This is a genomic window from Pseudomonas helvetica (genome assembly GCF_039908645.1).
In the GTDB taxonomy this organism is placed as follows: domain Bacteria; phylum Pseudomonadota; class Gammaproteobacteria; order Pseudomonadales; family Pseudomonadaceae; genus Aquipseudomonas; species Aquipseudomonas helvetica.
The window spans coordinates 2,993,284-3,017,625 of record NZ_CP150917.1 but is presented as its reverse complement, the minus strand read 5'-3'; the positions used below and the strand labels follow the sequence as shown (position 1 = coordinate 3,017,625).

The following is a 24,342-nucleotide window of genomic DNA, read 5'->3' as shown; positions in this document are numbered from 1 at the left end:
GAGCTTGCTCCCGCTGGGCTGCGAAGCGGCCCCAAAACGTGTCATCCGGTTCTTTCAGGCACATCACATACACGGGGTTCACGCCTGCTGCGCAGGCGAGCGGGAGCAAGCTCCCTCGCCACAAAAAGCCCTACCTTAGCCCCTACCTTTTTCCTGTCGATACAAGCTGTTACTGTACGGTCCACAAAGCCCAAGCCGCCTGGACCGGATCTCTGCCTTGATACGTCCCCTCCTGCTCCTAATCAGTCTGGCCTTGAGCTTCCCCGCAAGCGCAACGATCAGCGAAAGCCATGGTTATGCGCAGTTCGGCACACTCAAGTACCCGGCCAAATTCACCCACTTCGACTGGGTCAATCCGCAAGCGCCCAAGGGCGGTACATTGCGGGTCATGGCATTTGGCACCTTCGATACGCTCAACCCCTACACCTTCAAGGGCACCAGCCCGGTCGCGACCCCGAACTTTCTGCAGTACGGCATCAACGAGCTGAACGAACCGTTGATGGTCGGTACGGGGCAGTACGCGCCGTCCGGCGATGAACCCGCCTCCAGTTACGGGTTGATCGCCCAGTCTGTCGAATACAGCGAAGACCGCAGCTGGGTCGTGTTCAACCTGCGCCCGCAAGCACGCTTTCACGACGGCACACCGATCACCGCCTACGACGTCGCGTTTTCCTATCGCTTGTTGCTCAAGGAAGGTCATCCGCAATACCGCACCAATCTTCAGGAAGTGCAGCGGGTCGACATCCTCAACCCACAGCGCATCCGTTTCGTGTTCAAGCGTACCGGTAATCCGTTGCTGATCCAGCGCCTGGGCGAGTTGCCGGTGTTGCCGCAGCATTACTGGGAAGGTCGCGACTTCAAGGCGACCACCTTCGAACCGCCGCTGGGCAGTGGCCCTTACCGCATCACCGAGGTTCAGCCGGGGCGGCAACTGGTGTTCGAGCGGGTCAAGGATTACTGGGGCAAGGACCTGCCGGTCAACCGCGGCAAGTACAACTATGATCGCGTCGAGGTCGAGTTTTATCGAGACAGCGACGTGGCGTTCGAGGCATTCAAGGCCGGCGAGTTCGATATCTACATCGAGCACCAGGCCAAGAACTGGGCCAATGGCTACAGCTTCCCGGCCGTGCGGCGTGGCGAGGTGATCAAGGCGCAGATCGACCACCAGATTCCAACCCAGACCCAGGGCCTGTTCATGAACACCCGGCGCAGTACGTTCGCCGACGACAAGGTGCGTGAAGCCCTCGGCTTGATGTTCGACTTCGAATGGACCAATCGCGCTCTGTTCAGCGGTGCCTACAAACGGGCCATGAGTTATTACCCCAACAGCGAGTTCACAGCCACAGGCGTTCCGGTCGGCCATGAATGGCTGATGCTCTCGCCCTACCGCGATCAGCTCCCCGCCAAGCTGTTCACCGAGCCCTTCAGCCTGCCGCAGACCGACGGCCGCGGCATCCCCCGGGAAACCCTGCGCCGGGCGCTGGGTTTGCTCGCCGAGGCTGGCTGGAAGCTCAATGGCCAGCGCCTGCAGAATGCGGCCGGGCAGCCACTGCGTTTCGAGATCCTGCTGGTCAATCCGAACCTGGAACGCATTCTCCAACCCTACGCCGAGAACCTCGCCAGTATCGGCATTGACGCGCACCTGCGCACCGTCGACCGTGCCCAATACAAACAGCGTCTGGACCAGTTCGATTTCGACATGATCCTGATGACCCTTGACCAGACCCTCAGCCCCGGACTTGAGCAGTGGCAGTACTTCCACTCGAGCCAGGCCTCGGTCAAGGGCAGCAAGAATTACGCGGGTGTTGCCAACCCGGTGGTCGATCATTTGCTGGAACAGCTGCTCGCGGCAAAATCCCGTGACGAGCAACTGGCGGCCGGCAAAGCGCTGGACCGGGTGCTGCTGTGGCAGCACTACTGCATCCCCAACTGGTATATCAATTATCATCGCCTGGCGTACCGCAACCGGTTCGCCTTCGTCACCACGCCGCCCTACACCCTGGGGCTGAATGCGTGGTGGCTGAAGACTTCGGAGAAAGCCCAATGATGCGTTTGCGTACCCTGCTGGGTCTGGTCTTTGCAGGGCTTGCCTGCACGGCCCACGCTGCCCCGCAGCACGCCTTGACCCTGTACAACGAGCCGCCGAAATACTCGGCCGATTTCAAGCATTTCGACTACGTGAACCCGGACGCGCCCAAGGGCGGGACCTTCCGCCAGGCCGGCTTCGGCGGCTTCGACAGCCTCAACCCGTTCATCAGCAAAGGCGTACCCGCCGGCGATATCAACCTGATCTATGACACGCTGGCCAGACAGAGCCTTGACGAACCCGTCACCGAGTACGGCCTGATCGCCGGCAAGATCGAGAAAGCTCCAGACAACACGTGGGTGCGCTTTTACCTGCGCCCCGAGGCACGCTTTAATGACGGCCATCCGGTGCGTGCCGAAGACGTGGTGTTCAGCTTCCAGACCCTGATGAAAAGCGGCTCGCCGCTGTATCGCGAATACTACAGCGACGTCGACAACGTGATCGCCGAGGACCCGTTGCGGGTACTGTTCACCTTCAAGCACACCAGCAACCGCGAGCTGCCGCTGATCCTTGGACAGCTCTCGGTATTACCCAAGCACTGGTGGGAACACCGCGACTTCAGCAAGGGCAATCTGGAGATTCCGCTGGGCAGCGGCCCGTACAAGGTCAGCGAGGTCAAGGCCGGGCGCTCGATCCGCTATGAGCGGGTCAAGGACTACTGGGGCAAGGACCTGCCGGTCAATCGGGGCTTTTACAACTTCGACAACATGACCATCGATTACTACCGCGACAACACCGTCGCGCTGGAAGCACTGAAGGCCGGACAGTTCGATTACTGGCTGGAAATGACCGCGAAAAACTGGGCCAACGCCTACAACATTCCGGCTGTCACCGAGGGTCGCCTGATCAAGGAACAGATCCCTAACGGTAACCCCACCGGCATGCAGGGTTTTGTCTTCAACCTGCGCCGCCCGATATTCCAGGACGTGCGCGTGCGCCAGGCCCTGAGCCTGTTGCTGGATTTTGAATGGACCAACAAGCAGCTGTTCAACGGCGCCTACGCGCGCACCCGCAGCTACTTCGAAAACTCGGAAATGGCCGCCACCGGCCTGCCGGATCAGGATCAACTGGCGATCCTCGATCCGTTCCGGGGCAAAATCCCCGAGCAGGTCTTCAGCGAAGCGTTCCAGAACCCGGTGACCGATGCCAGCGGAATGATCCGCACCCAGCAGCGCAAGGCCTATCAACTGTTACAGGAAGCCGGCTGGCGAATCGTCGACGACAAGATGGTCGATACCACCGGCAAACCGGTCAGCATCGAATTCCTGCTGGCGCAGACCGAGTTCGAGCGGGTGCTGTTGCCGTTCAAACGCAACATGAGCGACCTGGGGATCGACCTGGTGATTCGTCGGGTCGACGTGTCGCAGTACATCAACCGCGTGCGCTCGCGCGACTTCGACATGGTGGTTGGCAGCTTCCCGCAATCCAGCTCACCGGGTAACGAACAGCGCGAATTCTGGAAGTCCGAAAGCGCCGACAAACCCGGCAGCCGAAACTATATGGGCCTGAAAGACCCGGTAGTCGATGAACTGGTCGAAGAGCTGATCAACGCTGACTCGCGCAAAAGCCTGGTGGCCCACGCCCGGGCGCTCGACAGGGTGTTGCAATGGGGCTATTACGTGATCCCCAACTGGCACATCAAGACTTGGCGCGTTGCGTACTGGAATCACATTGGCCACCCAAAAGTCCCTCCGACCAATGACGTGGGCATTTCCACCTGGTGGGTCAAACCCGATGCAAAACCTGCGATCGAAGTGCTGACCAAAGAACAAGCCGATCCTGCGGGCATGGAGCAATAAGATGCTGGCGTATATTTTTCGGCGACTGTTGCTGATCATTCCAACCCTGTTCGGCATTCTGCTGATCAACTTCGTGATCATCCAGGCCGCGCCCGGCGGCCCGGTGGAACAGATGATCGCCAAGCTCGAAGGCTTCGAAGGCGCTACCAGCCGCATTGCCGGCGGCGGTGCCGAAGTCTCGGTGGCAGGTTCCAGCTATCGCGGCGCGCAGGGCCTGGACCCGGCGCTGGTCAAGGAAATCGAGCACATGTACGGCTTCGACAAGTCGGCGCCGGAACGCTTGTGGATCATGATCAAGAACTACGCCACCCTGGATTTCGGCGACAGCTTCTTCCGGGACGCCAAGGTCATCGACCTGATCAAGGAAAAGATGCCGGTGTCGATTTCCCTCGGGCTCTGGAGCACGCTGATCATGTACCTGGTGTCGATCCCGCTGGGGATCGCCAAGGCCACCCGGCACGGCAGCCACTTCGACGTGTGGACCAGTTCGGCGATCATCGTCGGCTACGCGATCCCGGCGTTCCTGTTTGCGATCCTGCTGATCGTGGTGTTTGCCGGCGGCAGCTACCTGGACTGGTTTCCCCTGCGCGGCCTGACCTCGAACAACTTCAGTGAATTGAGCTGGATGGGCAAGGTCCGCGATTACTTCTGGCACATCGCGCTGCCGGTGACGGCACTGGTGATCGGTAACTTCGCGACCATGACCCTGTTGACCAAAAACAGCTTCCTCGACGAGATCAACAAACAGTACGTCGTCACCGCTAAGGCCAAGGGCCTGACCCGCCATCGCGTGCTCTATGGCCATGTGTTTCGCAACGCCATGCTGCTGGTGATCGCCGGCTTCCCTTCAGCCTTCATCGGGATTTTCTTCACTGGTTCGTTGCTGGTGGAAGTGATCTTCTCGCTCGACGGCATGGGCCTGATGAGTTTTGAAGCAGCGATCAACCGCGACTACCCGGTGGTGTTCGGCACCCTGTTCATCTTCACCCTGCTGGGGCTGGTGGTGAAACTGATCGGCGACCTCACCTACACCCTGGTCGATCCACGGATCGACTTCGAACACCGGGAGCATTGAGATGAACCTGTCCCCTCTCAATCGCCGACGTTTCGAACGGTTCAAGGCCAACAAGCGTGGCTGGTGGTCGCTATGGCTGTTTTTGATCCTGTTTGGCGCAAGCCTTGGTGCCGAGCTGATCGCCAATGACAAGCCGCTGGCGGTGCATTACGACGGCCAATGGTATTTCCCGGCGCTCAAGCGTTACCCGGAAACCACCTTCGGCGGCGAATTCCCGCTGGAAGCCAACTACAAGAGCCCGTACATCCGCGAACTGCTCAAGGCCAAGGACGCCTGGACTTTGTGGGCGCCGATCCCGTTCAGTTACCAAAGCATCAACTACGACCTGAAAGTCCCGGCCCCGGCACCGCCCTCGGCAGACAACCTGCTGGGTACCGACGATCAGGGCCGCGACGTGCTGGCGCGGGTGATTTACGGCTTCCGGGTGTCGGTGCTGTTTGCGCTGACGCTGACCATTCTCAGTTCGATCATCGGCGTGATTGCCGGCGCCTTGCAGGGTTTCTATGGCGGCTGGGTCGATTTGGCCGGGCAGCGCTTCCTGGAGATCTGGTCGGGTTTACCGGTGTTGTACCTGCTGATCATCCTCGCCAGTTTCGTGCAGCCAAACTTCTGGTGGTTGCTGGGGATCATGCTGCTGTTTTCCTGGATGAGCCTGGTCGACGTGGTCCGCGCCGAGTTCCTGCGTGGGCGTAACCTGGAATACGTACGCGCCGCCCGCGCGCTGGGGATGCAGAACGGCGCAATCATGTTCCAGCACATCCTGCCCAACGCCATGGTCTCGACCATGACCTTCATGCCGTTCATCCTCACGGGCGCTATCGGCACCCTGACCGCGCTGGACTTCCTCGGCTTCGGCCTGCCGGCAGGCAGTGCATCGCTGGGTGAACTGGTGGCTCAGGGCAAATCCAACCTGCAAGCACCGTGGCTGGGCATGAGCGCCTTTGCGGTGCTGGCGCTGATGTTGAGTTTGCTGGTGTTTATCGGCGAGTCCGCTCGCGATGCCTTCGACCCGAGGAAGTGAAATGAATCAGGACAATCTGATCGAAGTGCGCAACCTCTCTGTCGAGTTTGTGGTCGGCGAAAGCGTGCAACGGGTGGTGGAAGGCGTCAGCTTTGACATCAAGCGCGGTGAAACCCTGGCGCTGGTCGGCGAAAGCGGCTCCGGCAAATCGGTGACAGCGCACTCGATCCTGCGCCTGCTGCCCTACCCCTTGGCGCGCCACCCCACCGGCACCATCACCTACTCCGGGCATGACCTGCTGTCGCTGAAAGAGAAAACCATCCGGCACATTCGTGGCAACCGGATTGCGATGATCTTTCAGGAGCCGATGACCTCGCTGAACCCGCTGCACTCGATCGAGAAACAGATCAACGAGGTGCTGGGCATTCACAAAGGCCTGACCGGCAAGGTCGCGACCCAGCGAACCCTGGAGCTGCTGGAACTGGTGGGAATTCCCGAGCCGCACAAACGGCTCAGGGCCCTGCCCCATGAATTGTCCGGCGGCCAGCGTCAGCGCGTGATGATCGCCATGGCCCTGGCCAACGAACCGGAACTGCTGATCGCCGACGAACCGACCACCGCACTGGACGTGACGGTTCAGCTGAAAATCCTCGAACTGCTCAAGGAGTTGCAAGCCCGTCTGGGCATGGCCCTGTTGCTGATCAGCCACGACTTGAACCTGGTCCAAAGAGTCGCGCATCGCGTATGTGTCATGCAAAAGGGTTGCATCGTCGAACAGGCGTCGTGCGAGGAGTTGTTCCGCGCGCCGCAGCATCCTTACACCCGGGAGCTGCTGGCAGCGGAGCCTCGTGGCAACCCGGCAACCAATGTCATCGGCCCGCCACTGCTGCAAGTCGAGGACCTGAAAGTCTGGTTCCCGATCAAAAAAGGCTTTTTGCGCAACACCGTCGATTACGTCAAAGCCGTGGACGGAATCAACTTCAGCCTGCCTCAGGGACAGACCCTGGGCATTGTCGGCGAGAGCGGTTCGGGCAAGTCCACGCTGGGTCTGGCGATTTTGCGGTTGATTGCCAGCAAAGGCGCGATCCGTTTTGAAGGCAAGTCGTTGGATTGCCTTTCGCAACAACAGGTAAGGCCGCTACGGCGGGAAATGCAGGTGGTGTTTCAGGACCCCTTCGGGAGCCTGAGCCCACGGATGAGCGTGAGCCAGATCGTCGGCGAAGGCCTGCGTATACACCGGATCGGTACAGAGACCGAGCAGGAGCTGGCGATTATCGCGGTACTCAAGGAAGTCGGTCTGGACCCGGCAACCCGGCACCGCTATCCCCACGAGTTTTCCGGCGGGCAACGGCAGAGAATCGCCATTGCCCGAGCCCTGGTACTGAAACCGGCGTTGATCTTGCTGGACGAGCCGACCTCGGCCCTCGACCGCACCGTGCAACGCCAAGTGGTTGAACTGCTGCGCTCACTGCAAAGCAAGTACAACCTGACGTATCTGTTCATCAGCCATGACCTGGCGGTGGTTAAAGCGCTGAGTCACCAGTTGATGGTGATCAAGCACGGCCAAGTGGTCGAACAAGGTGACGCGCAAGGTATCTTTGCCGCACCGCAACATCCTTATACACAGCAGTTGCTGGAGGCCGCTTTCCTGGCACCAGCCACTGCGCAATAACCTGAAAGAGGAGCAACACATGGGTTTTCTCGCCGGTAAGCGCGTACTGATCGTCGGTGTCGCCAGCAAGCTGTCCATCGCATCCGGCATCGCTGCCGCCATGCATCGCGAGGGCGCTGAGCTTGCCTTCACTTATCAGAACGACAAACTCAAGGGTCGTGTCGAAGAGTTCGCACAAGGCTGGGGTTCGAGCCCTGAGCTGTGCTTCCCGTGCGACGTGGCCAGCGATGAAGAAATCGCCAGGGTTTTTGAAGAACTGAGCAAAAAATGGGACGGCCTGGACTGCATCGTGCACTCCGTTGGCTTCGCTCCGGGCGACCAACTGGACGGCGACTTCACCGAAGCCACCACCCGTGAAGGTTTCCGCATCGCTCACGACATCAGCGCCTACAGCTTCGTGGCCCTGGCCAAAGCGGGCCGCGAGATGATGAAAGGCCGCAATGGCAGCCTGCTGACCCTGTCGTACCTGGGCGCCGAGCGCACCATGCCGAACTACAACGTAATGGGCATGGCCAAGGCTTCGCTGGAAGCTGGCGTACGTTACCTGGCCGGCTCCCTGGGCCCGGAAGGCACCCGCGTCAACGCCGTATCGGCTGGCCCGATCCGCACCCTCGCCGCTTCCGGCATCAAGAACTTCCGTAAAATGCTGGCCGCCAACGAAGCGCAAACACCGCTGCGTCGCAACGTCACCATCGACGAAGTCGGCAATGCCGGCGCCTTCCTGTGCTCGGACCTGGCGTCCGGCATCAGCGGCGAAATCATGTACGTGGACGGCGGCTTCAACACCACCGCCATGGGCAACATCGAAGAGTGATCTTCACGCGTTAACAAGAAACCCGCCGATTGGCGCAATGCTGTTCACTTAAGGAAGTCTGGAGGCCTGAGAAGTATCTGTGGCGAGGGAGCTTGCTCCCGCTGGGGCGCGAAGCGGCCCTGAATTGGGCCTGCTACGCAGTCCAGCGGGAGCAAGCTCCCTCGCCACAACTACGGATGTGCCTGAAACATCGGCTTAAGTGAACAGCATTACGCCGATTGGCGGTTAATGAGATGGTCACCCCCACACCCTGCGAGGGCTACCCTTCGACATTCGACAAACATCGCGCAAACAACTGCTGGATCGGTTGTGTACGCTGGCTGTAGCGCTGCAACAGCACGATCTCCCGATAGAACGTCAGTTCGCCCAGCGAGATGATCCTGACCTTTGCGCCATAGTCCAGCCAAAGCCCCGCCCGGGGAATCAACGCCACCCCCAGCCCGCACTCGACCATTTTCACAATCGCTTCCAGCTCATCCAGCTCCAGCGCGACTTTGACCTCGATATGCTGCTCGCGCAGAAAGCCTGTCACCAGCCGGCCACCGAACGAGTTGCGGTCATAACGCACCTGTGGATGCGTGCTGAGTATCTGCAATGGATCCTCGCCTTCAAGGTCCGGCGGCACGATCAACACAAAAGGCTCCTGCCGGATCACCTGGGCCGACAGCTCCTTGGGCAGTTCAAAGGGTGGCTTGATCAGGATCGCCAGATCAAGTTCGCCAGCGTCGACCTGACTCAACAGGTTGAGTGACACGCCAGGTACCAGTTTCGGCTCGAGCAACGGCGCCTGCTGCCGCAAGCGCAGCAATGCCTGGGGCAGCAAACCGGTTTGGGCGGTCGCCACAGCGCCGACCCTCAATTCGCCGCGAAACTCGCTGACGTCGTCACTGACGGCCATGCGCTGAAAAGTTTCGAGGATTTCCCGGGCCATCGGCAACGCTCGCTGCCCGGCCGCGTTGAGGATGGCCTGACGCCCGGTGCGGTCAAACAGGCGAATACCCAACGCCTGCTCCAGGTTGCGCATTTGCGCGCTGACGGCCGATTGCGTGAGGCCAATGTGCATGCCGGCTGCGGCGAACGTGCCATAGCGAGTCACGGCGATGAAGGTTTTCAGTTCACGCAGCATGAGCGCCTCGATTGATCGATTTTATTTGAGCTGGAGGCAAAAATTATCGTCTTTTAATCAAAAATCACAAGACTAGAATCAGCTCAACTCTCCTGTCATCGAGGCTTGAACACCATGCGTCTCTCCCCTTTTCATCTGGCCATTCCGGTGTATGACCTTGCCGCCGCGCGGCTTTTCTATGGCCAGGTGTTCGGCCTGGAGGAAGGACGCTCCAGCGAGCACTGGGTGGACTTCAACTTTTTCGGCCACCAATTGGTCATCCACGAACACCCGAAAACCGCCACCCAGGAATCCGCCCACACCAATGCCGTGGACGGTCACGACGTGCCGGTCCCGCATTTCGGCGTGGTGCTGTCGATGGAGGAATGGGAGTCCCTGGCCGAACGGCTCACATCGTTGGGCACGCGTTTCGTGATCGAGCCCGGCATTCGCTTCAAAGGACTGGTGGGCGAACAGGCGACGATGTTTCTGTTCGATCCGTGCGGCAACGCGCTGGAGTTCAAGGCGTTCAAGGACATCGACCAGTTGTTCGCCAAGTAACCTTCAGCATCATGCCGGCCTGCGAGCGGATCCCGTCTAGCTCCCCGCCACCGGACATGGCCCACCCGCGTCTGCCCACAGCTTGAATTGGGTGACAAAAATATCGTGAGGCACCGGCACCGGTGTCCTGTTGCCACCAGGATTCCAGCCCCAGAGCACCAGTTTGTCGTCACTGACATGGGTGATCAGCGCGGCAAAATCACGGTCGCCGTTGCTCGAACGGTCCTTGATCATCTGGCACAGCCGATCAGCCGGCAAGCCGATCCAGGCCATTTTGTGTGCAGCTGATGGCAGCCCCCAATGCGGTGCACCGGGTGGTGCGTGGGGGCCATAACTGGCGGGCGGGTTGGTGTCGGCGTGGCAGGTTGCACAGGGCAGGCCCGCCGCCCCCTTGCCGTCAGTGCCGCGAACCACGTTCATGGCATGCGGTTTCCCGGCGTCGAACTGCAAGGGCGAGTCACCGGGGATATGGCAGTTCTGGCAACGCGGGCTCTGGAACACCTTCTGCACCGTGGCAAACGCCGCCAGTGCGGCTTGATCGTCGGCAAACAGCTCAGAGGTGTAACCACCGCCCCCGAGCAACAGCAGCGCGCCCAGAAACAGATGCCGTCTCATTTCACACCCCCGCCAGTTGCAAGGGCAGTTCACGCAAGCGTTGCCCGGTCAGGGCAAACACTGCATTGGCCACCGCCGGCGCCGTCGGTGGTACCCCGGTCTCGCCGATACCGCCCGGTTTTTCTGTGCTGGGGACGATGTGCACCTCGACCACGGGCATTTCATTCAGGCGCAACACCTGAAAGTCATGGTAATTGGACTGCACCACTTTCCCGTCCTTGAAGGTCAGCTTGCTGTGCAAGGTGAACCCCAGGCCAAAGGTGATGCCCGACTCCATCTGCGCAGCGATGCTCGCCGGGTTCACCACGACACCGCAATCGACCGCACAGACCACGCGGTGCACACGAATCTTCAGGTTGTCCTGGGACACCTCGGCCACCTGCGCGACGTAACTGCCAAAAGACTCATGCACCGCCACGCCCAACGCGTGCCCCGCAGGCAGCGGCGCCTTCCAGTTGGCCTTCTCCACCGCCAGGTTCAGCACCCCGAGATGGCGCGGATGCTCCTTGAGCAAGGCCCGTCGATATTCCACTGGATCCTTGCCGGCCGCCGTGGCCAGTTCATCGATCAGTGACTCGACGACAAATGCGGTGTGCGTGTGCCCCACAGAACGCATCCACAACACGCTGATGCCGGTTTTCGGCGAATGCAGATCGACCAGGTGGTTGGCCAGGCCCTTGATATACGGACTGTCGGCCACGCCTTCGACCGAGGTCGCATCGACGCCATTCTTGACCATCGTCGCCTCGAATGGGGTGCCGTCCATGATCGACTGCCCGACCAGTACGTGCTGCCAGGCCTGGGGCATGCCCTTGGCATCCAGGCCAATGCGCGCGTGATGGAGGAACGCCGAGCGGTAGTAACCACCGCGTATGTCATCCTCCCGCGACCAGACGGTTTTCACTGGCGCAACGGCCGCCTTCGCGACTTGCACCGCCTCGCTGACAAAGTCCGAGGTCGGATTGGCTCGACGGCCAAAACCACCCCCGAGGAATTCGGTATGAATCTCGACCTGCTCGGGTTTGAGCCCGGTGATTTTCCCCGCAATCATTTGGTCCAGCGTCTGGAATTGGGTGCCGGTCCAGATCTCGCATTTGTCCGGGGTGATTTTCACCGTGCAGTTGAGCGGCTCCATCGGTGCATGAGCCAGATAGGGAACGCTGTATTCAACATCAATCGTCTTCACCGCCTTGCTCAGCGCGGCGCTGATGTCGCCCGCCTGGCTGGCCGGAGTGCCGGGGATCGCGGCGAGCTTGCGGAAATTTTGCAGCAAGGCATCACTGTCGAGCCCGGCATTGGGTCCCAGGTCCCAGTCGATTTTCAACGCATCGCGACCGAGTTTGGCGGCCCAATAATGATCGGCCACCACCGCAATGCCTGTTGGCACCTGCACGACTTTATGCACGCCCGGCAGCGCCAATGCCGCCGCGCCATCGAATGATTTGACACTGCCACCAAACACCGGCGGGCGTGCAACCACGGCCGTCAGCAATCCATCGAACTGCACATCCATGCCGAATTTCGCCTGGCCGGTGATTTTTTCCGGGGTATCCAGGCGCTTGGTCGGTTTGCCGATGATCTTCCAGTCCTTGGCGTCCTTGAGCTTGATCGACGCCGGATCGGGCACCGGCAGTTGGCCGGCGTCATTGGCCAACTCACCGTAAGTGGCGCGCTGATCGCCGGCAATCACCACGCCCGGTTCGGTTCGGACCTTTGAGGGTGCGACGTTGAAGCGCTTGGCGGCGGCCTCGATCAACATCAAGCGTGCGGCAGCGCCAGCCTGACGGTAGCGGTCGAATTCCATCCAGGTCGAGGTCGAGCCACCGGTGATCTGCATGCCGCCAAAGGCCGGCAAACCATAATCGGCTGCCGATGCCGGTGCATGCTCGACGCGGATTTTCGTCCAGTCGGCATCCAGCTCTTCGGCGATCAACATGGTCAGGCCCGTCCAGATCCCCTGCCCCATTTCGGAGTGCCCCAACAGAATGGTCACGCTGCCATCGGGCGCGATGCGCAAAAAGGCATTGGGGGCGAACACCGCGTCCGGCGTCGATGCCGCCTGGGCAAAGCGATTGGCTCCCGGAATGACAAACGCCACCACCAGCCCTGCACCGAGCACGGCAGTGCTTTTCAAAAAATCCCGTCGAGAAGTCTCGATCTTCGCATTCATCGTTATGCCTCCCCGATTTGCGCAGCACGTTTGACCGCCGCACGAATGCGCGGGTAGGTCCCGCACCGACAGATATTGCCCGACAGCGCCTGATCGATATCGCTGTCGCTCGGCGACGGGATTTTCGCCAATAAAGCCGCCGCCGACATGATCTGCCCCGACTGACAATAACCACATTGCACCACGTCGATCTCGGCCCAGGCGCGTTGCACCGGGTGCGAACCGTCGCTCGACAAGCCTTCGATGGTGAGGATTTTTTGCCCGTTGGCGACGGCTGCCGCCGGAGTGATGCAGGAGCGCAACGGCGCGCCGTCGACATGCACCGTGCAGGCGCCGCACTGGGCCATGCCGCAGCCGAACTTGGTGCCGGTCAAGTGCGCGACATCGCGCAATACCCACAACAGCGGCATGTCGCCGGGCACGTCCAGGGATTGGTCTTTGCCATTGATATTGAGCGTCAGCACGGCGGTCTCCTCAGTCACTCACGATGTCCTTTCATGGCGTCACTGTGGCAACGACTGCCTACGCGCGCCTCGGTTTATCCATTGAGCTAAGCGCAATTTTCCCGAAGCCTTGGTTTGCGCGACCACCGGTCACAAAAAAGGGTCACTTCCCAGGAAGCAGCCCTGTGTTTCAAAGCATCAACCGACCTACACCCGCAGCTTGTCGATTGACGGTTACGCCTGACGATCACCGGCTGACTACGCTAATAGTCCAGCCTGATCATTCCTGGAGGAGAACCTTCATGTCGCGCATTCAGAAGCTCACGCCCTGCCTGTGGTTCGACGATCAGGCCGAAGCCGCTGCACAGTTCTACTGTTCGGTGTTCGAGCACTCGACCATTACCGCCATCACTCATTATGGCAAGGTCGGTTTCGAGCTCCATGGCCGGCCCGAGGGTTCAGTGATGACTGTCAGCTTCATGCTCGATGGCCAGACCTTTACCGCACTCAATGGCGGCCCGGTGTTTCGCTTTAACGAGGCCGTCTCGTTCCAGGTCAACTGCCATACCCAGTATGAAATCGACCACTTCTGGAATGCGCTGTCTGCCGGTGGTGACAAAAAGGCCCAGCAATGCGGCTGGCTCAAGGACAAGTTCGGCCTGTCCTGGCAAATCGTGCCGGTGGTGATGATGGAAATGATGACCGACAGGGACACCGCCAAATCCCAGCGCGTCATGCAGGCAATGTTGCAGATGAAGAAACTCGACATCGCCACACTCGAGCGAGCCTTTAATGGCGAGAGCTAATACACTCCCCAACTGAACTGCCAAAGGACGCTCGCGGATGAAACACGCCATCGCCAAAAATGCCGACAAAGCCCCTCGCTTCTGGCGCGATGACGCACTGCCCTTCATCGAAGCGCGCTCCATCGCTGATGGCCGCGAAGTCTGTTACGCCCGACATTCCCACGAGTTTTTTTCCATCGGTGCGATCACCGCCGGGCGCAGCACCTATCTCCATGAACACGCCGCGTTTGAAGTCGGCAGCGGCACCGTGGTGCTGATGAACCCCGGCGATGTCCATGCCTGTAACCCGATCGACAATCAGCCCTGGTCTTATCGCATGCTGTATGTCGATACGCCGTGGTTGAACGACCTTCAGCATCAACTGGGGTTCAGCAAAGAGCTGGACTTTCGGCGCTTTTCAACCACCCACTGCAACGACGCCGGGCTGTTTAGCGGGCTCAATCAGCTGTATGACATATTGCTCGACGAGCAGCTGGAGACGCTGCAAAAACACAGTGCCGCCGTAGCGTTTTTTACTCAAGTGCAGCAAACGCTCAATCCGGCTGAATTGAGCGTTCGCGAACCCAACCTCAAGCTGGAGCGAGCGGCCGAGTACATCCGCGACAACTGCACCCTGTCGCTGAAACTCGAAGACATCTGCGAGGCGGAAGATCTGTCTGCATCGTACCTGATCCGTGCTTTCAAGCAGCATTACGGCATGACACCCCACGCGTTTCTGGTCAACCATCGCATCCAGTTCGCCCGCAGCCAACTGCGTCGAGGCAAGTTGATTGCCGACGTGGCGCTGGAAGCCGGGTTCTCTGATCAGGCGCATTTTCAGCGAGCGTTCAAACAGCATTTGGCCGCGACGCCGGGGCAGTATCGCGGTTAAAGCCCGAGATTTATGGCAACAGCAAGTAACCCGCACTCACCGCCAGCAACGACGCCATGAACCGATTAAACAACCGCATGCCGCCGGCATTGCTCAGGTACTGTCGCAGAAAGGTCCCGGCATAAGCCCAGCAGGCCACCGACAGGTAGCAGACCACCAGATACACCGCGGCAAACTGCCAGACCAGCTGCGCTTCGCCGTCGGCAACAAAAGCCCCCATCCCCGCGACACAGGCCAGCCAGGCTTTCGGGTTTAGCCATTGCATCAGCGCGCCGTAGAACATCGTCGGCGCTTGTCCTGAATCACCTGCACTGAGCCGACCATCGTCAGTGGCGAGCTTCCAGGCCATGAACAACAGGAACGCCACCCCGAACAACTGCACCGCCCGTGTCAGCGATGGCCAGAGTTTTAGCAGTTCATGCAGGCCCAACCCCATCAACACCAGTAACAGCACAAACCCCAGCGTTGCACCCGCTACATGCCGTTGGCTGGCGCGAAAGCCGTACTGCGCGCCGGAGCTCAGTGCAACGATGTTCACCGGCCCAGGGGTGATCGACGACGCCAGCGCAAACGCGGCCATGGAAATGATCAGACTCATTGCGCACCTTCTTCAATAACTTCGGGACATCCCGGCGCTCAAAGTAGGAGAACGCTGATAGGCCTGTATTGAAGAAAAACACCCCCGTGCAGTCCTCGACATTTCAGATCGAACGCGTCGGTCACCCAGGTGTCATTAATAGTAATGGGATCGCGGTCTCTGCCCCCTCACACCGTTGAACGGGCAGCGAGTCCAGACAGAAGAGCAGAGTCACCGACAGGGATGTGGCAAGTGACCCTTGCGCTACGCCGAAATCATTGCAAAGGAGATCCTCCGATGGTGACTCACTATAAAACTGCCGGGCACCTGGCTTGCGGCCGCCATGGCAGCAATCTTCCGTCTACGACTGAATTTGCCCGCGTCAAATGCCGCAGCTGCCGCAATACCGACGCGTTCAAGGACGCCCGAAAAGACGCTCGCAACGCCGCACGTCGAGCGGCGCGTAGAGCCAAAGTCGCCCACGCCTCGATTGACTGGCGCGCGTCCTGGATCAAAAGACTCAGCGAGATGCCGGGCCAGCAACGACTCCCACGGGGATTCAGCGGCCAGCCGTACGTTTAGGATTGTGGGAACACAGAGATCAGTACGCCGATGATTGCCATCGGCGTATGCGGTTTGCAAATGGCCGAATCAGTCGTGCTGCAACAGCCCCGAACTGTATTGATTGAAGCTGTTGCCGATCGGGCTTCCACCAAAACTCATCTTGTTGGCACTACGGCCGTCGAATTGATGGCAATCGTCTGAAAAACAGCTGCTGGTCGTCACGCCAGAGCACGCGCTCAACAACAACGTGCCGGTGATCAAAAAGACTTTGACGAGGTTCAACTTCATTGTTCAGTTCCCCTTGGCTGGAAACGAGGCGATGCACGATCCGAGTCAAGCATCCTACGCCGCCAGATTAGCTGAAACATAATGAAACATTGCAGGCTGACAGTCTGGGTTCAGCTTCTGGAGATATCCCATCAATTGACAACCTGCCACCAGCTGCGTAAATCGGTACTCTCTCCCGACTTCAAGAGCTCGCCATGGATATAGCAGCCATCCCGTTCGGCACCACCGACTGGTCGACCGTCGAACCCACCGTCCACGCCGGCGAACGCGGCAGCGCCTATTGGCGCACCCAGCAGTTCGGCGCAATTCGCGTGCGAATGATCGAATACACCGCCGATTACCTGGCAGACCACTGGTGCTTGAAGGGCCACATCCTGCTGTGCCTTGAAGGCGAACTGCACACTGAACTCGAAGATGGGCGCCAGTTCGTGCTGAAACCCGGCATGAGCTATCAAGTGGCGGATAATGCGGAGTCTCACCGGTCGTCGACGGAGACGGGGGCGAAGCTGTTTGTGGTTGATTGACCTCGCCTCGCTGGGCCGTAAACGCAGGGGTAACGACGCACAAGACGACCATTGATCTGCAAATCCGGCCCACATCCAATAAAAACATATTTATATGCTTCAATTGATATTGTTGGACAATCCCACGACAAGAGGGTGCCGTCATGAATATCAAAACCTTGGCTTTACTGCTGCTGGCGCTCTGCGCCCAGCCCGTCTGGAGTCAAACTCCCCCCGCCTCGCCTGCACCAGCCGAGAGCGCCGCGCTCACCACGCGCCTGTCGTTGCGCGGCCTTTGGATCGAGCATATTTTCTGGACCAGAAATTACGCGATAGCCAACCAGAGTGCTAACCATCAACAAGCCCAGGTCGCCGCCGCTCAGGTGGTAGACAACGCAACCCGCATCGCCAACAGCCTTGCTCCGCTGTATGGCCAGCCCGCTGCCGATCAACTGCTCAAGCTACTTGCCGGTCACTGGGGCGCGGTGAAACATTACAGCGACGCCACGGTCGCCAAAGACAAGAAGGGCCAGCAGGCCGCTGTCGCAGAACTGACGAGCAATGCCAAGGCCATTGCGGCATTTCTCGCCAGCGCCAACCCTAACTTGCCTGAAAGCACGCTGGTGACGATGTTGGCAGCTCACGGCGGCCACCACGTCGCCCAGATCGACCAGCTCGCCGCGCACGACTATGCCGCTGAAGCGAAGACCTGGCAGATGATGCGCGTCCATATACTGGCGCTGGCTGACACGCTGACGGCGGCACTGGTCAAACAGTTCCCGGACAAGTTCTGATACCGAGCGAGCGCAGACCATGCTTGAAGGATTGGGTCGTACGCAGCAGGACCTGCTCAATGCACTGCTGCACCACGCGGGCGGTATGAGCATTGACGAGTTGGCTGAGCAACTGGCTGTCACACGCACCGCGATTCGCCAGCATCTGGCGGCTCTGGAGCGTGACGGACTGGTGCTGCGCGGCGAAACCCGTCCGACAGGCCGGCGACCGGAGCAGCTGTATCAGCTCACCGACCATGCGCGGGAGCAGTTCCCTCGCCACTATCAGTTACTGGCCAGTGTGCTGATTGAAGAAGTGGCCGACATCATCGGCCCCGTCGAACTGGCTTCGCTGATGCGCCGTATGGGCCGCAAAATGGCCTTGGACCGTGAACGTCAGGTGGTTGACGAAACAAAAATCGTGCAACACATGAACCAGGCGGGATACGAAGCGCAGGTGTTCTTTCGCTCATCCGACGACAAGGAAATCGTCGCGCACAACTGCGTCTTCCACCGCTTGGCCGCGGCCTATCCGGTGGTGTGTGAGCTGGATCTGGCGTTGATCGGGACGTTGGGGGGAGCCGAAGTCGACCATACGGAGTGCATGGTACGGGGCGGTAATGTCTGCCGATTCAAGCTTCGGCCGATCGAGCATCAAGCCGAGGCTGGAAAGGATGCACCACCCGATCCAGCAACGGCTCGATGATCGGCAAACAGCAGCTGCCTCGCGTTCACGACGTCGAGGCAGCTGTTTACCCTTGAGACTTAAGCCTGGACCAGGTTGGCGATCTTGACGTCCGGATCGACGTCAGCCTCGTAGTCCACCCCTTCGATCCCGAAGCCGAACAGGCGCAGGAACTCTGCCTTGTAACCGGCAAAGTCGGTGAGTTCGTAAAGGTTTTCATTGCTGACCTGATCCCAGAGTAGCTTGACGCGCTCCTGGACTTCAGGCGCCAGCTCCTTGTAATCCGCGCGCAGACGCCCTTCTTCGTCCATGACCGGAGGATGGCCGAACAAGCTGTCCTTGTAGAGCGCGTAGACCTGCTCGATGCAGCCTTCGTGTGTGCCCTGCTCTTTCATGACCTTGAACAGCAAGGACAGGTACAGCGGCATGATCGGGATCGCCGAGCTGGCCTGGGTCACTACCGCTTTCAATACCGAAACCCGTGCATCGCCGCCCAGGTCCGCCAGTCGCTCGCGAATGCTCAGGACTTTCTGGTCCAGGTCTTTCTTCGCCGCGCCGATGGAGCCATTCCAGTAAATGTCATGGGTCAGCTTTTCGCCCAGGTACGTGAATGCCGTGGTTTTCGCCCCCTCGGCCAGAACGCCGGCTTCGTGCAGGGCGTCGATCCACATCTGCCAGTCTTCGCCACCCATGACCTTGACGGTACCGTCGATTTCTTCCTGGGTCGCTTCGGCCAAGGTGGTCACGTTGACCTCTTCCTTGTCGGTGTTCAGGCCGCGCTGGGTAACCGACTTGCCGACCGGCTTGAGCGTCGAGCTGTAGACTTCACCGGTTTTCGGATCGGTACGACGCGGTGCGGCGAGGCTGTAGACCACCAGGTCGATCTTGCCCAGGTCGCGCTTGATGGTCTCGATGGTCAGGCGCTTGACTTCATCGGAGAACGCATCACCGTTGATGCTCTTGGCGTAGAGACCTTCCGCTTCGGCGAACGTGTGGAAGGCCGCAGTGTTGTACCAGCCGGCTGTGCCGAGCTTGCCCTCGACGCTTTCACGTTCGAAGAACACACCCAGCGTCTTGGCGCCGCAACCAAAGGCCGCGGTGATGCGCGCAGCAAGTCCGTAACCGGTCGATGCGCCGAGCACCAGGACATTCTTTGGCCCATCGGTGATCTGTCCTTGCGCACGGACGTAGTCGATCTGATTCTTGACGTTGGCTTTGCAGCCAGTGGGGTGGGTAGTCACACAAACAAAACCACGAACGCGCGGTTTAACGATCATAAATATCTCCCTCTTCCAAGATGCCGAGAGCCAATACTGGCTATAAAAGTCATAGACGCTGGGAAAACGGAAGCGTCACGGTGGCGGGCCGATTCATTGACCTCACTGTCCGGGCCTGTCGCAAATCCAGCGCATACCCTCGATGATTTGAGCCGCTGTTTCCAGTCCGAGAGTGGCGTTATTCAAAAACAACCTAACACGCGGTGATGACATTCTGGACGAACCCGTTTCCATTGCTAGCGTTATCCGTAGAAACACCTCAGGTCGTCAGGAGCAGTCCGGTGAACAAGCCCATGGAAGAGCCTTATGGCGGTAGGCGCAGGACCTATCTGTTCAAGGAATCGCACCTGAGACCACGGCAACGGGCCCTGCTCCTTGCACTGATTCTGTTGCTCATCAACGGTGTCGGTCGATTGTTCATGGTGGACGTGGTCGGACTGGATGGCGCAATCCTCCAGTTGGTGGTGATCCTCACTGCCTTCGCCACGGTGATCTGTGGTGCCCCACTCATCATGTTCCTGAGCATGGGCTGGTTTACCCGCTACAGCGAATTCCAGAACAGTTTGAAAGGCGGCGCCCTAGCGGCCTATCTGCAACGCTTCTGGTCGACCAGCCTCATCCATTCACTCCAGGACGAAGGAAAGCTGGGTCAGACCGGTTCCGTCGATGATTGGCGAACCTGCTCCGACAAGAACCCGGAACTGTGCGAGCGTTTGTTTGCACGTATCTACCATGAGCAATATGGATTGGTGCCGTTCATTGTGCCTTTCATCATTCTCTTGTTGGTGGCTTATGCCGCGGCAGCCTTGGTCGCCTCCAACTATGTCATCCCCAACTGCGACAACACGCTTAAAGTGGCGTGCGTGTACAAGCTCGGGATTCCACTGCTGGTCAGCTCGCTGGCGGGGGCTTTCATGTTTATCGTGAGCGACTCCGTCCTCAGTATCCGCCGCAAGTCACTGAACATTTCCGATGTGTATTGGTACTCCCTGCGCCTGTTTCTGGCCATTCCGCTGGCAATGGTGATCATGAATGCCGGCGCTGGAGATGGCCCGCATATCGTCACAGCCTTTGCCTTGGGTACCTTGCCGATCGATCCGCTGATGAAGATCGTGCGAAGACTGGGCTTTCCCCAACTCACCGATCAGGACAAGAGGGACGGCAGCTCAGACAAGTTGCTGGTCCTGGAAGGCGTGACCCTGCCCGTGGTTGCGACGCTGGAATCGGAGGGCATCAACTCGATCGAGCAGGTCGCTGCGGCGGACCCGGTATTGCTTTCAATCCGCACCGGATTCCCCTTCCGGTTCACCTTGCGCCTGGGTTCCCAGGCTATCGTGCGGCGCCATCTGGGGGAAAACGCGGCCAGGCTACTTCCGGTGGGGCTGGCTGATGTCGTCCCGGTTTTCCTGCTGGTGCGGGCACTCGATACCCCGCCGGTGCCCACTGGGGATTCCCCCAACAAGTACGACGGACCGTTTCCGCGTATCGAGACACCCGATGCGGTCGTCCAGAACGCGGCCGTCCGCCTTTTCCCCGATGACAATGACCTGCAACGCCAGGCCATCACCCGAATGAAATTCCGGCAAATTGCGGCCGAAGAATATACGGTGATGCTGGCACGGATAACGCCGCCTGATACCGGGTTGTAACTACAGGGCGAAGGTCATTTACGCGCCAACTTATACTTGACGCACTCATTATAGAAACTCTGCCGGACAGCCTCGGGCTTGAACTTCGATTGACTGTCGTAGGTTTGCTCGGTAATGCCCATGGCCATCATCCGCATCCAGCCCTTACTGAACTTGTATGCCTGGATCTTCTGGCGAGCGGCATACAGCGAGACCCCGGACAGCTTGAGCTCCTGGGCCCTTGCCGCTGTACCCGCGCCCCAGCTGCACATAAACCGATCATTGGGCATCAACTCTCTTGCCTGGACAGAGACCGCAATGCTCGCCAGTACCAGCGAGATCGGCACGATCAACACATTGCGCATTTGCATTCCGCCTAACCACCTGAAAATGAAGCGATTTTGGCGGTAATTTTGAGGCTTCGGGGCCAGCAAAATGCCTTCTGTCCGGCTTTACGAGGATGACGTTTGCCGAGCTTCGGTTTATTGCGGCTGAAATGTCTGAAGGTAGGCCAACAGGTTTTCGATCTTTTCCGGATCGCTGATACCCCAGAAAATCATGCGCGTCCCGGGGACTACTTTTTTTGGCGCTTCGATGTAGGCGGCCAGCGTTTCGCGGGTCCAGACCACGTCTGACGATTTCATCGCGGTAGAGTACTGGTAGTCCGTCGTGCTGCCGGCATGGCGCCCAAAAATGCCATTGAGTTGCGGACCAAAAGAACCTCGGGCTGAATCACCCACTTGATGGCAACCGCCGCATATTCGGTTAAAGAGCTTCCCTCCCGCTTCAGCATCGCCGGCCGCGTCTGCTGGTGTGCTGAATACGCCTGCATTGAGCATCAAGGCGACGGTTAGTACTGCGGCTTTCTTCAAGTTCTGCTCCTCATCAGGTGTTACTTACCGCTTTGAAGATCTACAGCGTGCTCTGTGACAGCGATCACCAGGATTTACGCTCCACGAGGGGACATGAAACCCTATGAATAGAAGGCTCATTCCTGCTTTCAATCAAGTGCTGAGCGGCACGCCGGCCCATTTCGTAATACGGGAGTTGCACGGTGCTCAGCGGTGGATAGAACAACTCGGCAACGCCGATCATATTGTCGTAGCCAAGTACGGCCACCTCGGCGGGAATACGCAGGCCACGACTGAGCAGGTATTGATAAGCGACCAACGCAATGCGGTCGTTGCCACAAATAAGCAGATCGAAGGTCGGCTTTCCATCCGACTCACGCAATTGCTGCTCCAGCGCTACAACCGTTTCCTCATAGGCGTCATCGGTCGACAGGTTGTATTGGGGAACACTGTCCAGGGACACACCGCCTTCTGCCAGGGCGCGAACCAATCCCTGCTGGCGCAACTCCCAAGCGAGGCTGCTTTGCGGCAGGTTGATGCACAACGGATGCCGGTAGCCACGCTTCAATGCTTGCCGCACGGCCTGGTACTGACCGTCTTCGTCATCGGGGACGTAACAGGCCACGCCTGGCTCTGAACTCATGCAGTTGCTGAGTACCAGCGGCAGGCTGCGGAGCACCTGGGGAATCTCGACGGTACGAAGCTGCATGGCGCTGAAGATGATCCCGTCGGGCTGATGCGACAGCATCAGGTCGATGGTTTGCTGACTCGGCGGAGCCTCGAACACGTTGAGAATAAAGACGTTCCAGCCGTTTTCTCGTGCCGTGCGCTCCATTGAAAGCAGCATTTCTACAGCGAAGGGGGTTGTCGCGGTATCCAGCGCGAAGACGCCAATAGTCTTGCCACTGGAGTGACCGCCACGGATCTTGCGCGCAGAAAGACTGGGGACGTATCCCAGGGCCTCGACCGCTTGACGAACTTTCGCCAGCGTTTCCTGGTTGAGCTTTTCCGGGGTGTTGAGCGCCCTGGATACGGTCATGAGGGAAACCCCCGCCAGCCGTGCGACATCTTTAACTGAAGCCATTCGCGGGTGCCATTGCTTGTCTGGCCGGGCATCATGTCATGCTTGGCAAAAGCATGACAACACGATGCCCGGCAGTAGGCGGCACGAATGGCCTGCCAGGGGTGCTCAGAGCTTGAGATCGGCCAGGTTCCAGACAGAAATCTCCCCGCCCCCCCCTGCCCCGTTGACTGCAAATCAGCGTTCTGAGTCCGGGCGCTCCCAGCCATCTATCAAGCGCCGTATAAATGGCTTCCACTGCAAAATATGAAAATCGCGGGGTGTAAACCACACCTGCCGGGTCGCAATCTCCAAATAGAATGGTTCTGCTGACGAAAACCGCTTTAGGCATCAGTCTGTTCTTCCTTGAAATGTCAGTCATATTCCGCTTCCCGATGCTCCCCCAGCAGGCGCCGTTGACGCGGTGTCGCGGCGGCCAGCACGTCGGGGTTGAAGCGCCAGTGCAGGTAAGGCGAGAACTTCTGCGCCACCATTCGCCGGCCGTAGTGTACCTGCAACAGGTAGCGCACGCGGTCGGTGGTTCGGTTGTCGCTACCGGCGTGCCACAGCTCACTGCGAAACATCAGAGCGTCCCCGGCCTGACACAGCACTGGTTTCGCCATACTGCCGTGCCACTGGTTTTCACCACGAGCTGGCGGCCGCCCTGCTCGGTGGCTACCGGGGATCACCCGAGTGGGACTGAGGTCGGCATCGATATCGTCGAGGTAGAATTGCGCGGTACAGATCTGCATCGGCAATTCAAAGGCTGGGTCGGCCAGCAAGCTTCGCGGCAGTTCCATCACCAGGTAATCCAGGTGCAATGGAGCACCGATGAAGCCGGGATGGCAGCGCCAGGCGGTCTGGCCAATGATGTGACAATCGTCTCCCAAGGCTGCTTCGGCCAGTTCGATGACCCCGTCCAGATCGAGAAACGGCAGCCAAAACGGGTCACGGTTGAACACGCACTTGTAATGGTCAAGCGAGCCACTGTAGTCCCAGTGCTGAGGTTTCAGGCCATCTATTGCATGGCGCAGCGCACTGATTTGGGCGCTATCCAGCACGCCGGGCAGCACCACAAAACCGTCCCGGTGCAAGGCTTGAAGGCGGCTGGCAGTCAGTGATGACAAGCGCTCGGTGGTGTCCATGTTGCGCACCCGG

25 protein-coding genes and 1 pseudogene are annotated in these 24,342 nt (G+C 59.3%); 14 read left to right on the top strand and 12 right to left on the bottom strand.

Going from position 1 to position 24,342, the window contains the following annotated elements; all coding sequences use genetic code 11:
* The first annotated feature begins 217 nt into the window (after nucleotides 1-217).
* Genes AABM55_RS13920 through fabI form a run of 6 tightly spaced genes read left to right on the top strand, consistent with a single transcriptional unit; the run spans nucleotide 218 to nucleotide 8,407 of the window.
* Nucleotides 218-2,047, top strand: coding sequence for an extracellular solute-binding protein (locus AABM55_RS13920; protein ID WP_347929896.1), 1,830 nt, complete (start codon nucleotides 218-220; stop codon nucleotides 2,045-2,047).
* On the top strand, nucleotides 2,044-3,885 hold the full coding sequence (locus AABM55_RS13915; protein WP_347929895.1) for an extracellular solute-binding protein: 1,842 nt from the start codon (nucleotides 2,044-2,046) through the stop codon (nucleotides 3,883-3,885). Before AABM55_RS13920 ends, AABM55_RS13915 begins: the two co-directional genes overlap by 4 nt.
* Nucleotide 3,886: 1 nt before the next feature.
* Nucleotides 3,887-4,960 carry a microcin C ABC transporter permease YejB gene (locus AABM55_RS13910; protein WP_347929894.1) on the top strand — a complete coding sequence of 358 codons (1,074 nt, stop codon included), beginning with the start codon at nucleotides 3,887-3,889 and terminating at the stop codon, nucleotides 4,958-4,960.
* A gap of 1 nt (nucleotide 4,961) precedes the next feature.
* Nucleotides 4,962-5,981 (top strand): ABC transporter permease, encoded by a 1,020-nt coding sequence (locus AABM55_RS13905; RefSeq protein ID WP_054597120.1) that lies wholly within the window; start codon nucleotides 4,962-4,964, stop codon nucleotides 5,979-5,981.
* A 1-nt stretch (nucleotide 5,982) separates the two neighbouring features.
* Nucleotides 5,983-7,593 (top strand): ABC transporter ATP-binding protein, encoded by a 1,611-nt coding sequence (locus AABM55_RS13900; RefSeq protein WP_054597119.1) that lies wholly within the window; start codon nucleotides 5,983-5,985, stop codon nucleotides 7,591-7,593.
* 19 nt (nucleotides 7,594-7,612) lie between these two features.
* Nucleotides 7,613-8,407, top strand: coding sequence for an enoyl-ACP reductase FabI (gene fabI, locus AABM55_RS13895; protein WP_054597118.1), 795 nt, complete (start codon nucleotides 7,613-7,615; stop codon nucleotides 8,405-8,407).
* A 259-nt stretch (nucleotides 8,408-8,666) separates the two neighbouring features.
* Here the strand turns inward: fabI and AABM55_RS13890 are convergent, their stop codons facing one another.
* Entirely contained in the window at nucleotides 8,667-9,533 is an 867-nt protein-coding gene (locus AABM55_RS13890; RefSeq protein ID WP_347929893.1) for a LysR family transcriptional regulator, read from the bottom strand.
* Between the two features lie 114 nt (nucleotides 9,534-9,647).
* On the opposite strand from AABM55_RS13890, the gene AABM55_RS13885 reads away from it, so the two are divergent.
* Nucleotides 9,648-10,073: a VOC family protein gene (locus tag AABM55_RS13885; RefSeq protein ID WP_103314458.1), complete on the top strand. Its 426-nt coding sequence runs from the start codon at nucleotides 9,648-9,650 to the stop codon at nucleotides 10,071-10,073.
* A 36-nt stretch (nucleotides 10,074-10,109) separates the two neighbouring features.
* On the opposite strand, the gene AABM55_RS13880 is transcribed toward AABM55_RS13885, so the two are convergent.
* From AABM55_RS13880 to AABM55_RS13870, 3 genes are read right to left on the bottom strand one after another with little or no spacing between them, the layout of a single operon-like run.
* Nucleotides 10,110-10,688 carry a hypothetical protein gene (locus AABM55_RS13880; RefSeq protein ID WP_347929892.1) on the bottom strand — a complete coding sequence of 193 codons (579 nt, stop codon included), beginning with the start codon at nucleotides 10,686-10,688 and terminating at the stop codon, nucleotides 10,110-10,112.
* A gap of 1 nt (nucleotide 10,689) precedes the next feature.
* Nucleotides 10,690-12,858, bottom strand: coding sequence for a xanthine dehydrogenase family protein molybdopterin-binding subunit (locus AABM55_RS13875; protein WP_347929891.1), 2,169 nt, complete (start codon nucleotides 12,856-12,858; stop codon nucleotides 10,690-10,692).
* Between the two features lie 2 nt (nucleotides 12,859-12,860).
* The gene (locus tag AABM55_RS13870) at nucleotides 12,861-13,322 is read right to left on the bottom strand and encodes a (2Fe-2S)-binding protein (protein WP_054598315.1); all 462 of its coding nucleotides are present in this window, start codon (nucleotides 13,320-13,322) and stop codon (nucleotides 12,861-12,863) included.
* A 281-nt stretch (nucleotides 13,323-13,603) separates the two neighbouring features.
* On the opposite strand from AABM55_RS13870, the gene AABM55_RS13865 reads away from it, so the two are divergent.
* Both AABM55_RS13865 and AABM55_RS13860 read left to right on the top strand, forming a co-directional pair.
* The gene (locus tag AABM55_RS13865) at nucleotides 13,604-14,107 is read left to right on the top strand and encodes a VOC family protein (protein ID WP_347929890.1); all 504 of its coding nucleotides are present in this window, start codon (nucleotides 13,604-13,606) and stop codon (nucleotides 14,105-14,107) included.
* A 37-nt stretch (nucleotides 14,108-14,144) separates the two neighbouring features.
* Nucleotides 14,145-14,978 carry an AraC family transcriptional regulator gene (locus tag AABM55_RS13860; RefSeq protein ID WP_347929889.1) on the top strand — a complete coding sequence of 278 codons (834 nt, stop codon included), beginning with the start codon at nucleotides 14,145-14,147 and terminating at the stop codon, nucleotides 14,976-14,978.
* Nucleotides 14,979-14,988: 10 nt separating this feature from the next.
* On the opposite strand, the gene AABM55_RS13855 is transcribed toward AABM55_RS13860, so the two are convergent.
* The gene (locus tag AABM55_RS13855) at nucleotides 14,989-15,576 is read right to left on the bottom strand and encodes a LysE family translocator (RefSeq protein ID WP_054597111.1); all 588 of its coding nucleotides are present in this window, start codon (nucleotides 15,574-15,576) and stop codon (nucleotides 14,989-14,991) included.
* 276 nt (nucleotides 15,577-15,852) lie between these two features.
* Between AABM55_RS13855 and AABM55_RS13850 the strand changes: the two genes are divergently transcribed.
* Nucleotides 15,853-16,137 carry a hypothetical protein gene (locus tag AABM55_RS13850; protein ID WP_054597110.1) on the top strand — a complete coding sequence of 95 codons (285 nt, stop codon included), beginning with the start codon at nucleotides 15,853-15,855 and terminating at the stop codon, nucleotides 16,135-16,137.
* A 69-nt stretch (nucleotides 16,138-16,206) separates the two neighbouring features.
* Here the strand turns inward: AABM55_RS13850 and AABM55_RS13845 are convergent, their stop codons facing one another.
* Entirely contained in the window at nucleotides 16,207-16,407 is a 201-nt protein-coding gene (locus AABM55_RS13845; protein ID WP_347929888.1) for a hypothetical protein, read from the bottom strand.
* 194 nt (nucleotides 16,408-16,601) lie between these two features.
* On the opposite strand from AABM55_RS13845, the gene AABM55_RS13840 reads away from it, so the two are divergent.
* The 3 genes from AABM55_RS13840 (at nucleotide 16,602) to AABM55_RS13830 (ending at nucleotide 18,389) form a co-directional block, all read left to right on the top strand.
* Nucleotides 16,602-16,931, top strand: a complete 330-nt coding sequence (locus tag AABM55_RS13840) for a DHCW motif cupin fold protein (RefSeq protein ID WP_103314450.1) — start codon at nucleotides 16,602-16,604, stop codon at nucleotides 16,929-16,931.
* Nucleotides 16,932-17,074: 143 nt separating this feature from the next.
* Entirely contained in the window at nucleotides 17,075-17,704 is a 630-nt protein-coding gene (locus AABM55_RS13835) for a hypothetical protein (RefSeq protein WP_054597107.1), read from the top strand.
* 19 nt (nucleotides 17,705-17,723) lie between these two features.
* On the top strand, nucleotides 17,724-18,389 hold the full coding sequence (locus AABM55_RS13830; RefSeq protein WP_347929887.1) for an HTH domain-containing protein: 666 nt from the start codon (nucleotides 17,724-17,726) through the stop codon (nucleotides 18,387-18,389).
* Between the two features lie 59 nt (nucleotides 18,390-18,448).
* On the opposite strand, the gene fabV is transcribed toward AABM55_RS13830, so the two are convergent.
* Nucleotides 18,449-19,645, bottom strand: coding sequence for an enoyl-ACP reductase FabV (gene fabV / locus AABM55_RS13825; RefSeq protein ID WP_054597105.1), 1,197 nt, complete (start codon nucleotides 19,643-19,645; stop codon nucleotides 18,449-18,451).
* A gap of 281 nt (nucleotides 19,646-19,926) precedes the next feature.
* On the opposite strand from fabV, the gene AABM55_RS13820 reads away from it, so the two are divergent.
* A complete protein-coding gene (locus AABM55_RS13820; protein ID WP_347929886.1) occupies nucleotides 19,927-21,294 on the top strand; it encodes a hypothetical protein in 1,368 nt (455 codons plus the stop codon).
* A gap of 14 nt (nucleotides 21,295-21,308) precedes the next feature.
* Here AABM55_RS13820 and AABM55_RS13815 read toward each other — a convergent pair whose 3' ends face one another.
* From AABM55_RS13815 to AABM55_RS13795, 5 genes and pseudogenes are all read right to left on the bottom strand, one after another.
* Complete coding sequence (locus tag AABM55_RS13815) at nucleotides 21,309-21,644, bottom strand: hypothetical protein (protein WP_102667264.1); 336 nt, start codon at nucleotides 21,642-21,644, stop codon at nucleotides 21,309-21,311.
* 111 nt (nucleotides 21,645-21,755) lie between these two features.
* Nucleotides 21,756-22,145 (bottom strand): cytochrome c family protein, encoded by a 390-nt coding sequence (locus tag AABM55_RS13810; protein ID WP_347929885.1) that lies wholly within the window; start codon nucleotides 22,143-22,145, stop codon nucleotides 21,756-21,758.
* Between the two features lie 64 nt (nucleotides 22,146-22,209).
* Nucleotides 22,210-23,208, bottom strand: coding sequence for a LacI family DNA-binding transcriptional regulator (locus tag AABM55_RS13805; protein WP_054597103.1), 999 nt, complete (start codon nucleotides 23,206-23,208; stop codon nucleotides 22,210-22,212).
* Nucleotides 23,209-23,380: 172 nt separating this feature from the next.
* Nucleotides 23,381-23,536: pseudogene (locus AABM55_RS13800) on the bottom strand (acyl-CoA thioesterase); the annotation flags it as partial.
* Between the two features lie 22 nt (nucleotides 23,537-23,558).
* Nucleotides 23,559-24,329, bottom strand: a complete 771-nt coding sequence (locus tag AABM55_RS13795) for a phytanoyl-CoA dioxygenase family protein (RefSeq protein WP_347929884.1) — start codon at nucleotides 24,327-24,329, stop codon at nucleotides 23,559-23,561.
* Nucleotides 24,330-24,342 lie beyond the last annotated feature (13 nt).

What these genes read in the sequence shown, in the direction of transcription:
- AABM55_RS13915 (WP_347929895.1), top strand. Translation starts at nt 2,044, where the DNA reads ATGATGCGTTTGCGTACCCTGCTGGGTCTGGTCTTTGCAGGGCTTGCC.
- AABM55_RS13910 (WP_347929894.1), top strand. Translation starts at nt 3,887, where the DNA reads ATGCTGGCGTATATTTTTCGGCGACTGTTGCTGATCATTCCAACCCTG.
- AABM55_RS13905 (WP_054597120.1), top strand. Translation starts at nt 4,962, where the DNA reads ATGAACCTGTCCCCTCTCAATCGCCGACGTTTCGAACGGTTCAAGGCC.
- AABM55_RS13900 (WP_054597119.1), top strand. Translation starts at nt 5,983, where the DNA reads ATGAATCAGGACAATCTGATCGAAGTGCGCAACCTCTCTGTCGAGTTT.
- fabI (WP_054597118.1), top strand. Translation starts at nt 7,613, where the DNA reads ATGGGTTTTCTCGCCGGTAAGCGCGTACTGATCGTCGGTGTCGCCAGC.
- AABM55_RS13890 (WP_347929893.1), bottom strand. Translation starts at nt 9,533, where the DNA reads ATGCTGCGTGAACTGAAAACCTTCATCGCCGTGACTCGCTATGGCACG.
- AABM55_RS13885 (WP_103314458.1), top strand. Translation starts at nt 9,648, where the DNA reads ATGCGTCTCTCCCCTTTTCATCTGGCCATTCCGGTGTATGACCTTGCC.
- AABM55_RS13880 (WP_347929892.1), bottom strand. Translation starts at nt 10,688, where the DNA reads ATGAGACGGCATCTGTTTCTGGGCGCGCTGCTGTTGCTCGGGGGCGGT.
- AABM55_RS13875 (WP_347929891.1), bottom strand. Translation starts at nt 12,858, where the DNA reads ATGAATGCGAAGATCGAGACTTCTCGACGGGATTTTTTGAAAAGCACT.
- AABM55_RS13865 (WP_347929890.1), top strand. Translation starts at nt 13,604, where the DNA reads ATGTCGCGCATTCAGAAGCTCACGCCCTGCCTGTGGTTCGACGATCAG.
- AABM55_RS13860 (WP_347929889.1), top strand. Translation starts at nt 14,145, where the DNA reads ATGAAACACGCCATCGCCAAAAATGCCGACAAAGCCCCTCGCTTCTGG.
- AABM55_RS13855 (WP_054597111.1), bottom strand. Translation starts at nt 15,576, where the DNA reads ATGAGTCTGATCATTTCCATGGCCGCGTTTGCGCTGGCGTCGTCGATC.
- AABM55_RS13850 (WP_054597110.1), top strand. Translation starts at nt 15,853, where the DNA reads ATGGTGACTCACTATAAAACTGCCGGGCACCTGGCTTGCGGCCGCCAT.
- AABM55_RS13845 (WP_347929888.1), bottom strand. Translation starts at nt 16,407, where the DNA reads ATGAAGTTGAACCTCGTCAAAGTCTTTTTGATCACCGGCACGTTGTTG.
- AABM55_RS13840 (WP_103314450.1), top strand. Translation starts at nt 16,602, where the DNA reads ATGGATATAGCAGCCATCCCGTTCGGCACCACCGACTGGTCGACCGTC.
- AABM55_RS13835 (WP_054597107.1), top strand. Translation starts at nt 17,075, where the DNA reads ATGAATATCAAAACCTTGGCTTTACTGCTGCTGGCGCTCTGCGCCCAG.
- AABM55_RS13830 (WP_347929887.1), top strand. Translation starts at nt 17,724, where the DNA reads ATGCTTGAAGGATTGGGTCGTACGCAGCAGGACCTGCTCAATGCACTG.
- fabV (WP_054597105.1), bottom strand. Translation starts at nt 19,645, where the DNA reads ATGATCGTTAAACCGCGCGTTCGTGGTTTTGTTTGTGTGACTACCCAC.
- AABM55_RS13815 (WP_102667264.1), bottom strand. Translation starts at nt 21,644, where the DNA reads ATGCAAATGCGCAATGTGTTGATCGTGCCGATCTCGCTGGTACTGGCG.
- AABM55_RS13805 (WP_054597103.1), bottom strand. Translation starts at nt 23,208, where the DNA reads ATGGCTTCAGTTAAAGATGTCGCACGGCTGGCGGGGGTTTCCCTCATG.
- AABM55_RS13795 (WP_347929884.1), bottom strand. Translation starts at nt 24,329, where the DNA reads ATGGACACCACCGAGCGCTTGTCATCACTGACTGCCAGCCGCCTTCAA.